12 protein-coding genes and 1 pseudogene are annotated in these 14,518 nt (G+C 67.3%); 1 reads left to right on the top strand and 12 read right to left on the bottom strand.

What is annotated here, in order from left to right:
* Positions 1-42: 42 nt before the first annotated feature.
* From A5694_RS07795 to clpX, 10 genes and pseudogenes are all read right to left on the bottom strand, one after another.
* Positions 43-393 (bottom strand): DUF4233 domain-containing protein, encoded by a 351-nt coding sequence (locus tag A5694_RS07795; protein WP_064921256.1) that lies wholly within the window; start codon positions 391-393, stop codon positions 43-45.
* Positions 390-1,784: a bifunctional tetrahydrofolate synthase/dihydrofolate synthase gene (folC, locus tag A5694_RS07790; RefSeq protein WP_064921255.1), complete on the bottom strand. Its 1,395-nt coding sequence runs from the start codon at positions 1,782-1,784 to the stop codon at positions 390-392. The genes A5694_RS07795 and folC overlap by 4 nt, the downstream gene beginning before the upstream one ends.
* A complete protein-coding gene (locus A5694_RS07785) occupies positions 1,781-4,420 on the bottom strand; it encodes a valine--tRNA ligase (RefSeq protein ID WP_064921254.1) in 2,640 nt (879 codons plus the stop codon). The genes folC and A5694_RS07785 overlap by 4 nt, the downstream gene beginning before the upstream one ends.
* An 82-nt stretch (positions 4,421-4,502) precedes the next feature.
* Positions 4,503-5,093, bottom strand: coding sequence for a DUF937 domain-containing protein (locus A5694_RS07780; RefSeq protein ID WP_064921302.1), 591 nt, complete (start codon positions 5,091-5,093; stop codon positions 4,503-4,505).
* A 252-nt stretch (positions 5,094-5,345) separates the two neighbouring features.
* Positions 5,346-5,498, bottom strand: a pseudogene (locus tag A5694_RS07775) (enoyl-ACP reductase); the annotation flags it as partial.
* 88 nt (positions 5,499-5,586) lie between these two features.
* Positions 5,587-5,910: a transglycosylase family protein gene (locus tag A5694_RS07770; RefSeq protein ID WP_207515948.1), complete on the bottom strand. Its 324-nt coding sequence runs from the start codon at positions 5,908-5,910 to the stop codon at positions 5,587-5,589.
* A gap of 921 nt (positions 5,911-6,831) precedes the next feature.
* Complete coding sequence (gene mobA, locus A5694_RS07765; protein ID WP_064921251.1) at positions 6,832-7,404, bottom strand: molybdenum cofactor guanylyltransferase; 573 nt, start codon at positions 7,402-7,404, stop codon at positions 6,832-6,834.
* 16 nt (positions 7,405-7,420) lie between these two features.
* Entirely contained in the window at positions 7,421-8,506 is a 1,086-nt protein-coding gene (locus tag A5694_RS07760; RefSeq protein WP_064921250.1) for a 2-oxoacid:ferredoxin oxidoreductase subunit beta, read from the bottom strand.
* Positions 8,503-10,443, bottom strand: coding sequence for a 2-oxoacid:acceptor oxidoreductase subunit alpha (locus A5694_RS07755; protein WP_064921301.1), 1,941 nt, complete (start codon positions 10,441-10,443; stop codon positions 8,503-8,505). The genes A5694_RS07760 and A5694_RS07755 overlap by 4 nt, the downstream gene beginning before the upstream one ends.
* 286 nt (positions 10,444-10,729) lie before the next feature.
* Entirely contained in the window at positions 10,730-12,013 is a 1,284-nt protein-coding gene (gene clpX, locus A5694_RS07750) for an ATP-dependent Clp protease ATP-binding subunit ClpX (RefSeq protein ID WP_064921249.1), read from the bottom strand.
* A 256-nt stretch (positions 12,014-12,269) separates the two neighbouring features.
* On the opposite strand from clpX, the gene mmuM reads away from it, so the two are divergent.
* Positions 12,270-13,202 carry a homocysteine S-methyltransferase gene (gene mmuM, locus A5694_RS07745; protein ID WP_109535631.1) on the top strand — a complete coding sequence of 311 codons (933 nt, stop codon included), beginning with the start codon at positions 12,270-12,272 and terminating at the stop codon, positions 13,200-13,202.
* A 22-nt stretch (positions 13,203-13,224) separates the two neighbouring features.
* On the opposite strand, the gene clpP2 is transcribed toward mmuM, so the two are convergent.
* Positions 13,225-13,872 (bottom strand): ATP-dependent CLP protease proteolytic subunit ClpP2, encoded by a 648-nt coding sequence (gene clpP2, locus A5694_RS07740; protein ID WP_064921248.1) that lies wholly within the window; start codon positions 13,870-13,872, stop codon positions 13,225-13,227.
* Complete coding sequence (locus A5694_RS07735) at positions 13,869-14,447, bottom strand: ATP-dependent Clp protease proteolytic subunit (protein ID WP_046315102.1); 579 nt, start codon at positions 14,445-14,447, stop codon at positions 13,869-13,871. The genes clpP2 and A5694_RS07735 overlap by 4 nt, the downstream gene beginning before the upstream one ends.
* Positions 14,448-14,518 lie beyond the last annotated feature (71 nt).

The following is a 14,518-nucleotide window of genomic DNA, read 5'->3' as shown; positions in this document are numbered from 1 at the left end:
GTCGCCAGCGGCACCGCGTCAGCGTACCGAATAGCCGCCCCACTACGAGCGGCGCAGCACCTCGGCACGGAAGTAGGCGATCAGGGCCCACACCGCGGTGAACACCAGGCCCATCACCCCCACGCCCGGATAGACCGCGAACCCGGCGACCAGCACCAGCTGCAGCGCCAGATTGGCCCAGATCGCCCAGGAGCGGCCCTGGACTCCGGTGAACAGCAACAACACCAGCGCCAGGCCGAGCAGGTAGGCCAGCGACGCCGGTGTCAGCCCGCCCCCGACCACGTGGACCACCGGCAGCGCCAACAGCACCACGATCGCCTCGAGGATCAGCGTCGCGGCCATCACGCCGCGGAAGCCGCGCCAGGGGTCGGGCGCACCCGATTGGTCGGTCATGCCGGATCCTTCCCGAACAGGGTGCGGGCGGCCCCGGCGGTGACCACCGAACCGGTGATCACGATGCCGGTGCCCGCCGCGTCGCCCTCGGCGTCGAACTCATCGACGAGCGCGGTGGCGGTATCGATGGCGTCCCCGAGCGTCTCGGTGGTCACCACCCGGTCGTCGCCGAACCACCGCACCGCTGCCGCAGTCAGTGTCTCGACATCCACGGCACGCGGAGAACCATTGTGGGTCACCACGATTCGGTCAAAGACCGGTTCGAGGGCCGCGAGGATCCCGTCGACGTCCTTGTCGGCGAGCACGCTGACCACCCCGACCAGGAACCGGAAGTCGAACTCCTCGGCCAGCGCTTGAGCCAGGGCGGCCGCGCCCGCCGGGTTGTGCGCGGCGTCGACGAAAACCGTCGGCGAGCTGCGCATCCGCTCCAGCCGCCCGGGGCTCGCCGCCGCGGCGAAGCCGGCCCGAACCGTGTCGACGTCGAGCTGACGCTGCGCGCCCGCACCGAAGAACGCCTCCACCGCCGCCAGCGCCAGCACCGCGTTGTGCGCCTGGTGCTCGCCGTGCAGCGGCAGAAAGATATCGGAGTACACCCCGCCCAGGCCTTGCAGCTCCAGCAACTGACCTCCCACCGCCAGCTGGCGGCTGCGCACCGCGAACTCCGAGTTCTCCCGCGCCACCGCGGCATCCGCGCGCACCGACTGGGCCAGCAGCACCTCCATCGCCTCGGGCACCTGGCGGGCGATCACCGCCACGGTGTCGACGAGTTCATCAGCGGAGCGGTGGATGATGCCGGCCTTCTCCGCGGCGATGCCGGCGAGGTCGTCGCCGAGGTAGTCGACGTGGTCGATGCCGATCGGGGTGATCACCGCCACCGGCGCCGCGACGACATTGGTGGCGTCCCAGCGCCCGCCCATGCCGACCTCCACGACGGCCACGTCGATCGGGGCGTCAGCGAACGCCGCGAACGCCATCGCCGTGAGCACTTCGAACTTGCTCATCGCCGGCCCACCTTCGGCCTGCGAGGAGGCGTCCACCATCTGCACGAACGGCTCGATCTCGGCGTAGGTCTCGACGTACTTGGCCGGGCTGATCGGAACCCCGTCAATGGCGATGCGCTCGACCGCCGATTGCAGATGCGGGCTGGTGGTGCGCCCGGTACGACGGCTGAACGCCGTCAGCAGCGCGTCGATCATCCGCGCCACCGAGGTCTTGCCGTTGGTGCCGGCGACGTGGATCGACGGATAGCTGCGCTGCGGGGAGCCGAGCAGCTCCAGCAGTGCGTTGATCCGGGTCAGGCTCGGCTCGATCTTGGTCTCGCCCCACCGCTGGTCAAGCAGATGCTCGACTTGCAGCAGCGCCGCGATCTCATCCGGAGTGGGTTCGGTCATGCCAGATCCGCAAGGCGTGCCGTGATCCGGTCGACCTCCTCGCGGGCCAGCTGCTGGCGACCACGGATCTTCTCGACCACGGCGGTCGGGGCTTTGGCCAGAAACGCGTCGTTGCCGAGCTTGGCCGAGGTGGTGGCCAGTTCCTTTTGGGCGACCGCCAGATCCTTGTCCAACCGGCGACGTTCGGCAGCGACGTCGACGGTGCCCGAGGTGTCGAGTTCGACGACCACGGTGGCCGCGGACAGGCGCACCTCCACTGACGCCGATGGCGTGAAATCCGCTCCCGGCTCGGTCAACCAGGCTTGCGAGGTCACCGCGGCCACCTGGGTCGACAGATCAGCGCCGTCGATACCGGTCAGCCGGGCCGGAACCTTCTGCCGGTCGCGCAGGCCCTGATCGCTGCGGAACCGGCGCACCTCGGTCACCAGCTTCTGCATGTCGACAATCCGTTGGGCGGCAACCTGATCCAGGACGATTCCGGATGGCTCCGGCCAATCAGCGATCACCAGGGACTCTGCGCCGGTGAGCTCCTTCCACAGGGTCTCGGTGACGAACGGGATCACCGGGTGCAGCAGGCGCAGCAGGGTATCGAGCACCGCGGCCAGCACCGCCGTGGTGTGCGTAAGCCCTTCGGCCAGCTGAGTTTTGGCCAATTCGACGTACCAATCGCAGAATTCGTCCCAGGCGAAATGGTAGAGCGCCTCGCAGGCCCGGCCGAACTCGTAGCCGTCGAACGCCGAATCCACTTCGGCGCGCACTTCTTCCAACCGCCCCAGAATCCAGCGGTCGGCATCGGTCAACTCGTCGAGCGACGGTAGCGGCGCCGGTCGCGCGCCGTTGATCAGGGCGAACCGGGTGGCGTTGAACAACTTCGTGACGAAGTTACGCGATGCCCGGGCGTGGTCCTCGCCGATCGACAGGTCGCCGCCGGGACTGGCGCCGCGAGCCAGGGTGAACCGCAGCGCGTCGGCACCGAAGGCCTCCACCCAGTCCAGCGGATCGATACCGTTGCCCTTGGACTTGCTCATCTTCCGGCCGTGCTCGTCGCGGATCAGACCGTGCAGGAACACGTTTTGGAACGGAACCTTGGCATCGGGCAGCGCGGCGTCACCGCCGACGAAAGTGCCGAACATCATCATCCGAGCCACCCAGAAGAACAGGATGTCGTAGCCGGTCACCAGAACGCTGGTCGGATAGAACTTCTCCAGCTCAGGTGTCGCATCCGGCCAGCCCATCGTGGAGAACGGCCACAGCGCCGAGGAGAACCAGGTGTCCAGCACATCGGGGTCCTGTTCCCAGCCCTCCGGCGGTGTCTCATCCGGCCCGAGGCACACCTGCTGCCCGTCGGGGCCATGCCAGATCGGGATGCGGTGACCCCACCACAGCTGACGGGAGATGCACCAGTCGTGCATGTCGTCGACCCAGCCGAACCAGCGCGGCTCCAGGCTCTTCGGATGAATGACGGTGTCGCCGTGGCGAACCGCGTCACCGGCAGCCTTGGCCAGCGAGGACACATTGACCCACCACTGCATCGACAGCCGCGGTTCGATGACCTCGCCGCTGCGCTCGGAATGGCCGACGCTGTGCAGGTAGGGCCGCTTCTCGGCGACGATACGCCCCTGGGCGGCCAGCGCTTCGCGCACCGCGACGCGCGCCTCGAAGCGGTCCATGCCATCGAATTGCGTTCCGGTGCCGGTAATCCGGCCGCGGGTGTCCAGGATGGTCGGCATCGCCAGCTGGTGGCGCAGCCCGATCTCGAAGTCGTTGGGGTCATGCGCGGGCGTGACTTTGACCGCGCCGGTGCCGAATTCGGGATCGACGTGGGAGTCGGCGACCACGCGGATCTCCCGGTCCAAGAACGGGTGCGGCAGGCTGGTCCCGACCAGGTCGCGGTACCGATCGTCGTCGGGGTGCACCGCGATCGCGGTGTCGCCGAGCATGGTCTCGAGCCGGGTGGTGGCCACGACGATGTGCGGCTGTGTTTCCTCTAATGAGCCGTACCGGAATGAGATCAGCTCGCCTTCGATGTCTTCGTATTTGACCTCGAGGTCGCTGATCGCGGTCTCCAGCACGGGCGACCAGTTGACCAGCCGCTCGGCCTGATAGATCAGCCCGGCGTCGTAGAGCCGCTTGAAGATGGTGCGGACCGCACGCGACAGGCGCTCGTCCATGGTGAACCGTTCGCGGCTCCAGTCCACCCCATCGCCGATCCGGCGCATCTGGGTGCCGATGGTGCCGCCGGACTCACGTTTCCACTCCCAGACCTGCTCGACGAAACGTTCCCGGCCCAGCTCTTCCTTGGTCTGGCCATCGGCGGCCAGCTGCCGCTCCACCACGCTCTGGGTGGCGATGCCGGCGTGATCCATTCCCGGTAGCCACAGCACCTCATAGCCCTGCATGCGTTTGCGGCGGGTCAACGCGTCCATCAGGGTGTGGTCGAGCGCGTGCCCCATGTGCAGGCTGCCGGTGACGTTCGGCGGCGGCAGCACGATCGAATAACCGGGCTTGGCACTGCCCGGATCCGCGGTGAAGTAGCCGGCATCCACCCAGCGCTGGTAGATCGCCTCCTCGACCGCACCCGGCTCCCAGGATTTGGGCAGGCGATCGGTGTTGGCGGCGTTGGGGGTGAGGGTCACCGCTCAATTCTAGGAACGACGACCCGCACGACACGAAAGCCCCCGGACCGGGTGCTCGGTCCGGCGGCTTTTCGCGAGGCTATTACTTCTTGCCGCCGAGCAGTCCACCGAGGATGTCGCCGATGGCGCCGCCGGTCTTGCCACCGAGCATGTTGCCGAGGATGCTGCCCATCGACTGGTTCTTGGCGCCGCCGCCACCGGCCATGCCCCCCAGGATGCTGCCCAGAACGTCACCGAGGCCGCCGCCGGAGGCCTCCTGCTGGGCCGGCTCGGACTTCTGGCCGCTCAGTTGCTTGCCGATGTAGGCCAGCACGATCGGGGCGATGATCGGGAGCAGCTTTTGCACTAGGTCGTTGTTGCCGGCACCGGCGCCCGACAGCGCTGAGGCGACCTGGCTGGTGTCGTTGCCGCCGAAGATGGTCGAGATCACCTGCTGCCCCGCGGCCTGGTTGCCGCCGAGCACGTTGTCCAGCAGGCCCTGGGCGGCGAAACTGTTGGCGGTGCTGGCGATGTTGTCGGCCTGGCCCGGGTCCTGCGCGTTGTGGTTCAGCCCGCTGACCAGCACCGGGACCAGGGTGCGGATGGTGCTGTCCACCTCGCCCGAGTCGGCACCGAGCTGGTTGGCGATGTCCTGGATGGGGATCTGCGCGAACAGGTCGTCAAGGCCGGCCATGAGATATTCGTCCACCTTCGTCGCTCGGTGCTGCCGTGACAGGGTCGAAAAAGACACTAGCGGAAACACCAGCCTCCGCACCGGTCAATTCGGCACCGGTCAGCTCAGCCGGGACACCTGGCAGGGTGGCCTCGCCGCGGGCAGCCGGACCAGCAACGCGTCGCCCATTGCGGCCGCCGGGGTGTGCACTCCTGTAGTGATCGGAGGGCAGGTCGCGGTTCAGCGCCAGCGCGCTCTCGGCCAGCAGCACCGATCGCGAACCGCGCGCAACCTCTCCGCCGAGCGGCCCGCCAGCCCGATTCGGGCAGCGCCACCGGCACGGGACAGGTACTGGGCGGTCAACTTCCCGGCGAAGCCGGTCGCGCCGTAGATGATCAGGTCGAGCTCACGTGACGTTTCAGTCATATGTTTCTCGCTACCCGTCCACGAGCCGGTCCGACCGCGACGGCGCCGGGCCATCGGCCCGGCGCCGTCGTCTGCGCGATGCGGATGATCAGCCGCGACGGCCGCAGACCGGCCACGCGCCAATGCCCTGGCTGCGCAGCACGTTCTCGGCCACCCGGATCTGCTCGGCCCGGCTGGCGTTGTGCGGCAGTCCGGTGCCGCCGTTGGCACGCCAGGTGCCGGCGTTGAACTGCAGGCCGCCGTAGTAGCCGTTACCGGTGTTGATCGACCAGTTACCGCCCGACTCGCAGGCTGCGATGGCGTCCCAGTTGACGCTGTCCGCCTTGGCGGTGGCGTCGGACAGGGCGACCGCGCCGGTGATCAGGGCGCCGGCGATCGCGGCCAGGGTGAGGGGCTTCCGGACGTTCTTCAACATCGTTCCTTTCGCAGTGCGCGCGCCGAAGTGCCCGGGGGTCGGTGTGCCTGGCGTCCAGGCGGGGTGGTCTTCGAGACGTGCCTTCTCGGTCAGGCACGACAGCGGGGGCAGGAGTTGCCCGCCGGGTTGACACCCGGCACCGCGGAAGCATTCGTTGGGCCGCCCGCGGCCCCGCTCGCACGCGGTTCCGTGGATTCAATTTGTTTGCCCTGCGTTCGGGCGAAGGGAAATTTACGAAATAGCCAGACAACAAGTCCAACCGCATGACGGACGCATTTCGGGCAGATAACGAAACCATCACGGCTGCGAATCGGATGGTTTCAGCAGGTCAGCAATGCGTTTTTGCTTCCTGACCCGTTTGTCTTCGCGCCGACATTCGTGAGTCAAATCACGGCTATTTTGTGGGCTGGACCACTGTCAACGGTGCGGTTTTACGCCTGAGACGGCCTGCCGGGGTGGCCGAGTCAGCAGGCAATGCCAGTCCCAGCAGCATCACCTGTCCCAAAAACGCAGCTCATTAGCTTATCTAGCTGCGATGACGCCGGCTGCCGCCATGACGCCGGACATGCCAGCCCAGCAGGCCCGCGGCAATTGATAATCCCGCCCGTCGTCAAAAGAGTTTTACTTTGGCAGAAACGCCGTCGACATTATGGGCCCGGAATGACGGCGCTTCGGCGCCGTTCGCACCAGCCCACCCGACGGCAGGCGAACACCGTTTGGCCCCAAGGGCTTTCGCCCGCAGGTGACCGATGATCCCAACCGGCTGCGCGGCGCCCGGCCGAGGCCAATAATCACCCTATTGCGCTGAGATAACGGATTGGTTTGTCGATTTCTACGGAAGCGCCGCTGAAGCCATTAAAGAAACCGCAGCGTGATATTTGCTGTCGCCAGCTCAGGGAACCGGCTTCGGCGTTGCCCTCAGGACAGGCCGGCCAGGTCGTCCGGTGAGTTGAGGTTGGCCAGCGGGGAGTCGTCGGGCAGCACGACTCGTCGGACACCGACCATGTCGACCAGCGCACCCACGCGCCGCTCCCCTGCGGCGATCAGCGCATCGACGGTGTCGGCCAGGGCGGTGCGATACACCGCCGCCAGGTAATGGTCCCGGCCCACCCGGGGCAGCACGACGTCGGCCGGCGGCGCATCCGCCAACCGGTCGATCACCTCCGGCGTCAGGTTCGGCATGTCCACCGCGCAGACGAACGCGTGATCGGCGCCGGCGCCTGCCGCGGCGCGCAGGCCGAGCCCCATCGCCGGTAGCGGACCGAGTCCGGGCACCTCATCGCGCAGCACCTGGGCGGGAAGAACGGGCAAGGCCTGCCCTTGGGCGGCCACCACAAAGACCGGGTTGCAGCGCTGGGAGACGATCGACACCAGCTGCTCGACCAGGGTCCGTCCGCCGAACCGGCCGGCCACGGTCAGGGTGGCCTTGTCGCGGCCCATCCGGCGCGACGCGCCGCCGGCCAGTATGACACCGGCGAACCGGCCGGTCATGGCGTCAGGCTTCGCCTCAATCCACGGTCCAGGTGTCGCGGCCACGCAGCAGCGCCTGGAGTGCGGCGGTGTCGTGCGGGGTGGACTGCCGGGCTTGGGCGACCTGCGCGCGGGCCTGGTCGTCGTAGGTGGGCTTGTTGACCTTGCGGAAGATGCCCGTCGGGAAGTGCGACAGATCCTGTTCGGAAAGCCGCGACAGCGCGAACGCGTAGGAGGAGTCGGCCAGGGTGGCATCGTGTACCACGATCTGGTCGGCCGACACGTTGGCGGTCTTGGCGACCTCCAGGCCGAATCCGGACTTCACCACGCAGTATTCACCGTTGGCACCGAAGACGATCGGCTCGCCCTGCCGAAGGTTGATGATGCGGTTTTCGGCGCCGTCCTTGCGCAGCAGGTCGAAGGAGCCGTCGTTGAAGACCGGGCAGTCCTGCAGGATCTCCACCAGCGCCGAGCCGCGATGCTCCATCGCGCCCCGCAGCACCTCGGTCAGGCCCTTGCGGTCGGAGTCCAGGGCGCGCCCGACGAACGTCGCCTCGGCCCCGACCGCCAACGAGACCGGATTGAACGGGTTGTCCAGCGAACCGAACGGCGTCGACTTGGTGATCTTGCCGGTCTCCGACGTCGGCGAGTACTGGCCCTTGGTCAGGCCGTAGATCCGGTTGTTGAACAGCAGGATGGTGATGTTGACGTTGCGGCGCAGCGTGTGGATCAGGTGGTTGCCGCCGATCGACAGCGCGTCGCCGTCACCGGTGATCAGGAACACCTTCAGGTCCTCGCGGGCGGTCGCCAGCCCGGTGGCGAACGTCGGTCCGCGGCCGTGGATCGAGTGCACCCCGTAGGTGTTCATGTAGTACGGGAAGCGGCTGGAGCAGCCGATACCGCTGACGAACACCACGTTCTCCCGGCGCACCCCCAGCTCGGGCAGGAAGTTGCGCATCGTGTTGAGGATGGCGTAGTCGCCACAGCCCGGGCACCAGCGCACCTCCTGGTCGGAGGTGAAGTCCTTCGACTTCTGCGGCTCGTCGGTGGTGGGCACCCCGCTCAGGGCGGTCAGCCCCAACTCGGTGCCGACCAGGGATCCGGCGGCTTCGGTGGTAGTCATGCGTTCACTCCTGCTGTACCCGCAATGGTGACCGCCGCGGCCTTGGCCAGCGACGCCTTCTCGTTCTCCCGCTCGGCCAGCGTCCCGGCCAGCGCGTCGTCGATGATCGCCTCGACCTCGTCGGCGAGGAAGGCCTGACCGGCCACCTTGGTCACCGACTGGATATCGACCAGGTAGCGGCCGCGCAGCAGCAACGCCAACTGGCCCAGGTTCATCTCCGGCAGCACCACCTTCGGGTAGCGCCGCAGCACCTCACCCAGATTGGCCGGCAGCGGGTTGAGGTGGCGCAGGTGCGCCTGCGCGACCTTGACCCCGCCGCGCCGGGCCCGCCGGCACGCCTCGGCGATCGGGCCATAGGAGCTGCCCCAGCCCAGCATCAGCAGTTCGGCGTCGCCGCTCGGGTCGTCGACAACCAGGTCGGGAACCTTGATGCCGTCGATCTTGGCCTGCCGCAGCCGCACCATCAGGTCGTGGTTGGCCGGCTCGTAGGAGATCGCCCCGGAGCCGTTGGCCTTCTCCAGACCACCGATCCGGTGCTCCAGGCCCGGGGTGCCGGGGATGGCGAACTGCCGGGCCAGGGTCTCCGGGTCACGTGCATACGGCTGGAAGTCCTCGCCGGCCTGGGCCAGGTTGCGCTCGATGGGCTCCATCGCGGCGATGTCCGGGATGCGCCACGGCTCCGAGCCGTTGGCGATCGCCCCGTCGGAGAGCAGCACCACCGGCGTGCGATAGGTCAGCGCGATCCGGACGGCCTCGACGGCGACGTCGAAGCAGTCCGACGGCGTGCACGGGGCCAGCACCGCTACCGGCGACTCGCCGTTGCGGCCGTAGAGCGCCTGCATCAGGTCGGCCTGTTCGGTCTTGGTCGGCAGGCCGGTCGAGGGGCCGCCGCGCTGGACGTTGATCAGCACCAGCGGCAGCTCGGTCATCACGGCCAAGCCCAGCGCCTCGGCCTTGAGCGCCAGGCCCGGGCCGGAGGTGCTGGTGACGCCCAGCGCGCCGCCGTAGGAGGCGCCGATCGCCGCACCGATCCCGGCGATCTCGTCCTCGGCCTGGAAGGTCAGCACGTTGAAGTTCTTGTACTTGGACAGCTCGTGCAGGATGTCCGAGGCCGGGGTGATCGGGTAAGTGCCCAGCACCACCTGGGTGTCGGCCAAGTGGCCGGCGGCGATGACACCGTAGGCCAGCGCGGTGTTGCCCGAGATCTGGCGGTACTCGCCCGGCGGCAGCTTGGCCGGCGAGATCTCGTAGGTGGTGCCGAACGCCTCGGTGGTCTCGCCGTAATTCCAGCCAGCCTTGAGCGCCAGCACGTTGGCGTCGGCGACGTCGGGCTTCTTGGCGAACTTCTCGCGGATGAAGGTCTCGCTGTGCTCCAGCTCGCGACCGTACATCCAGGACAGCAGGCCGAGCGCGAACATGTTCTTGGCGCGCGCCCCGTCCTTCTTGGTGGCGCCGATCGCCTCGACCGCGCCGAGTGTCAGGGAGGTCATCGCGACCGGGACCACCACGTAGTCGGAGAGCTCGTCGGTCTCCAGCGGGCTGGTCTCGTACCCGATCTTGGCCAGATTGCGCTTGGTGAACTCGTCGGAGTTGACGATCACCATCCCGCCGCGGGGCAGGTCGCCGATGTTGGCTTTCAGGGCCGCGGGGTTCATCGCCACCAGCACATCGGGGCGGTCACCGGCGGTCAGGATGTCGAAGTCGGCGATCTGGATCTGGAACGACGACACTCCGGGCAGGGTGCCCTGCGGGGCGCGGATCTCGGCCGGGTAGTTGGGCTGGGTGGCCAAGTCGTTGCCGAACAGCGCCGCCTCGGAGGTGAAACGATCGCCGGTGAGCTGCATGCCGTCACCGGAGTCCCCGGCGAAACGGATCACGACTTTCTCGAGTTTTTGGCGCCCGGGCGCCGACCCGGCTCCGTTACCGCTCGGACCCACGGCCCCGCCTTCCATCACTGTCTCCCCGGGCCCGCACAGCGCGGCTGGCGCACCCACACTTTTTTCTGTCACTGGCGGTACCGATTATTGCACCGTTCTTAGAGACGATTCGACGCCACACCGTGTCGAAACCCCACCGACTTATTGTTAAACCCCGACGTCACGGCGGGGTTCTCGGCCAACTTCGGGCCGAAATGTGGTTTTGGTCACGTTTGGCGGCAGCTCAACTTTAAGAAAGTTTCGCTACCGGTGAGTAACCTTCGGCGGCGCACCTGGCCGCCGGGCATCAGGCGCTCTTGTCGCGACGCTCGGCGCGCGAGGTCTTGCGCGGAACGATGGTCGGCAACACGTTGTCCTGCACCGTTTCCTTGGTCACCACGACCTTGGCGACATCGTTGCGGCTGGGGATGTCGTACATCACCGGCAGCAGCACTTCCTCCATGATCGCCCGCAGGCCACGCGCCCCGGTGCCACGGTGGATGGCCTGATCGGCGATCGCCTCCAGCGCGTCTTGGGTGAACTCCAGTTCCACCCCGTCCATCTCGAACAGCCGGGTGTACTGCTTCACCAGAGCGTTCTTCGGCTCCGAGAGGATCTTGACCAACGACTCCATATCCAGGTTGGTCACCGAGGCCACCACCGGCAGCCGGCCGATGAACTCCGGGATCAATCCGAACTTGATCAGGTCTTCGGGCATCACCTCGGCGAAGTGGTCGACGGTGTCGACCTCCGCTTTGGAACGGACCTCGGCACCAAAACCCAAGCCGCGCTTGCCGACCCGGTCGGAGACGATCTTCTCCAGTCCGGCGAATGCCCCGGCGACGATGAACAGCACGTTGGTGGTGTCGATCTGGATGAACTCCTGGTGCGGGTGCTTGCGCCCGCCCTGCGGCGGAACCGACGCCTGGGTGCCCTCCAGGATCTTCAACAGCGCCTGCTGCACGCCCTCGCCGGAGACGTCGCGGGTGATCGACGGGTTCTCGCTCTTGCGGGCGATCTTGTCGACCTCGTCGATGTAGACGATCCCGGTCTCGGCGCGCTTGACGTCGTAGTCGGCGGCTTGAATCAGCTTGAGCAGAATGTTCTCCACGTCCTCACCGACGTAGCCCGCCTCGGTCAGCGCGGTGGCGTCGGCGATCGCGAACGGAACGTTGAGCATCTTGGCCAGGGTCTGGGCCAGGTAGGTCTTGCCGCAGCCGGTGGGACCCAGCATCAAGATGTTGGACTTGGTCAGCTCTACCGGTTCACCGGAGCGGGAATCGCGGCTCTTCTCGCCGGCCTGGATGCGCTTGTAGTGGTTGTAGACGGCCACCGCCAGCGTGCGCTTGGCGGTGTCCTGACCGATGACGTAGCCCTCCAGGAAGTCCCGGATCTCAGCGGGCTTGGGCAGCTCGTCGAGCTTGACGTCGTCGGCGTCGGCCAGCTCCTCTTCGATGATCTCGTTGCACAGGTCGATGCACTCATCGCAGATGTAAACGCCCGGCCCCGCAATGAGCTTTTTGACCTGCTTCTGGCTCTTCCCGCAGAACGAACATTTCAGCAAGTCACCGCCGTCTCCGATGCGCGCCATAGTGCGTAAGGACCTACTTCCTGTTCGCCGTCCGTCGTCGGGGTACCGGTGTCTGCCCCGACGCTACCCGCTCATTCCGGTGCGAGGCGACCGATAAGGCCGAATCGCGTCGTTGGTATTTCGTTTCTGGGCCTGTATGTCTGCTCCAAGAAGATATCGCCCGTACCGTCACACCGGTGCGTGACGCGCTGGCGTGGCGTGAGCGTGTCGCCGGCGTTACCCCGTCGTGAGACGGCCGGCGCCGGGGAGCCCTACAGTGGCGAACGTGGGGTTCGCCGTGCCCGACGATACCGTGCTCATTGCTGATGGGGGGCTGGCCACCGAACTGGAAGCCCGCGGTGCCGACCTGTCGGATCCGCTGTGGTCGGCCCGGCTGCTGCTCGACGCCCCCGACGACATTGCGGCGGTGCACGCGGCCTTCTTCGCCGCCGGCGCACAGATCGCCACCACCGCCAGCTATCAGGCGAGCTTCGACGGTTTCGCCACCCGCGGGATCGACCGTCGCGGCGCAGTCGCGCTCCTGCGCCGCAGCGTGGAACTGGCCCGCCGGGCAAGCCACGCCGCCGACGGCCGCCCCCGCTGGGTGGCGGCATCGATCGGCCCGTACGGCGCCGCCCGGGCTGACGGTTCGGAATACCTTGGCCGCTACGGGCTTTCGGTCGCCGAACTCACCGCGTGGCATCAGCCCCGGCTGGAGGTCTTGGCCGGCACCGACGCTGACGTACTCGCGTGCGAGACCGTGCCCGACATCGATGAGGCCGAGGCGCTGGTGGGCCTGGTCCGCCAAGCGCAGGTACCGGCCTGGCTCAGCTACACCATCGACGGCACCCGGACTCGCGCCGGGCAGCCGCTGACCGACGCCTTCGCCGTCGCCGCCGGAGTGCCACAGATCGTCGCGGTCGGGGTGAATTGCTGCGCGCCCGCGGATGTGCTGCCGGCCATCGAGATCGCCCGCGAGGTCACCGGCAAGCCGGTCATCGTCTACCCCAACAGCGGGGAGGGCTGGGACGGCCACCGGTGGGTGGGGCCGAAGACGTTTTCGGCGGCGTTGGCCACGCAGTGGGTGGCCGCCGGCGCCCGCATCATCGGCGGCTGTTGCCGGGTCGGGCCGGCCGAGATCGCCACGGCAGCGTCAGCCGTGCGCCGAACGTGTACTGAGCGCGAAAAACCAGCCGGCAATTCGCGCTGAGTGCACGCTCGGCGTGGCCGGGTTAACTGACCTGCGCCGAGAGCTTGCGGTACTCCAGCACGGTGTCGATGATCCCGTACTCCTTGGCCTCTTCGGCGGTGAGGATCTTGTCGCGGTCGGTGTCCTTACGGATCACCTCGGCGTCCTTGCCGGTGTGGCGGGCCAACGTCGACTCCATCAGGGTCCGCATCCGCTCGATCTCGGCGGCCTGGATCTCCAGGTCGGAGAACTGCCCCTGGATCACCCCGGACAGCGACGGCTGATGGATCAGCACCCGCGCGTTGGGCAGCGCCATCCGCTTGCCCGGCGTGCCGGCGGCCAGCAGCACCGCGGCGGCCGAGGCGGCCTGACCCAGACACACGGTCTGAATGTCGGCCCGCACGTACTGCATGGTGTCGTAGATCGCCATCAGCGAGGTGAAAGAGCCGCCGGGAGAGTTGATGTACATGGTGATGTCGCGGTCGGGGTCCAGCGACTCCAGCACCAGCAGCTGGGCCATGATGTCGTTGGCCGACGCATCGTCGACCTGCACGCCCAGGAAGATGATGCGCTCTTCGAACAGCTTGTTGTAGGGGTTGGACTCTTTGACGCCCCAGCTGGAGTGCTCGACGAACGACGGCAGGATGTAGCGGGCCTGCGGTGCGATAGCGCGCAAGGTTTCGGGGTTCATGATGCGGCTCCGTTGGTGTGGGCGCGGGTGATGATGTGGTCGACGAAGCCGTATTCCAGCGCTTCCTGGGCGGTGAACCAGCGGTCGCGGTCGGAGTCGGCCTCGATGCGCTCGATCGGCTGACCGGTGAATTCGGCGTTGAGCCGGAACATCTCCTTTTTGATGACCGCGAACTGCTCGGCCTGAATGGCGATGTCGGCGGCGCTACCGGTCACCCCGCCCAGCGGCTGGTGCATCAGGATCCGGGCGTGCGGCAGCGCGTAGCGCTTGCCCTTGGTGCCCGCCGCGAGCAGGAACTCGCCCATCGAGGCGGCCATGCCCATCGCGTAGGTGGCGACGTCGCACGGTGCCAGCACCATGGTGTCGTAGATCGCCATCCCGGCACTGATCGAACCGCCCGGGGAGTTGATGTACAGCGAGATGTCCTTGGTCGGGTCCTCGGCTGCCAGCAGCAGGATCTGGGCGCACAGCCGGTTGGCGATGTCGTCGTCCACCTGCGACCCCAGGAAGATGATGCGTTCTCGCAGGAGACGCTCGTATACCGAGTCGACGAGATTCAGTCCGGGCTGGCTCACAGTGGGATACCTGCTTTCTCGAGATTCATATGCACCGACCCTAACGAACCGGCGGCCCTGGGGGCGGCCCG

The organism is Mycolicibacter sinensis (assembly GCF_001667945.1).
GTDB lineage: Bacteria > Actinomycetota > Actinomycetes > Mycobacteriales > Mycobacteriaceae > Mycobacterium > Mycobacterium sinense_B.
Note: the sequence above shows the minus strand (reverse complement) of the source record. Positions and strands in the feature narration are given on the sequence as shown.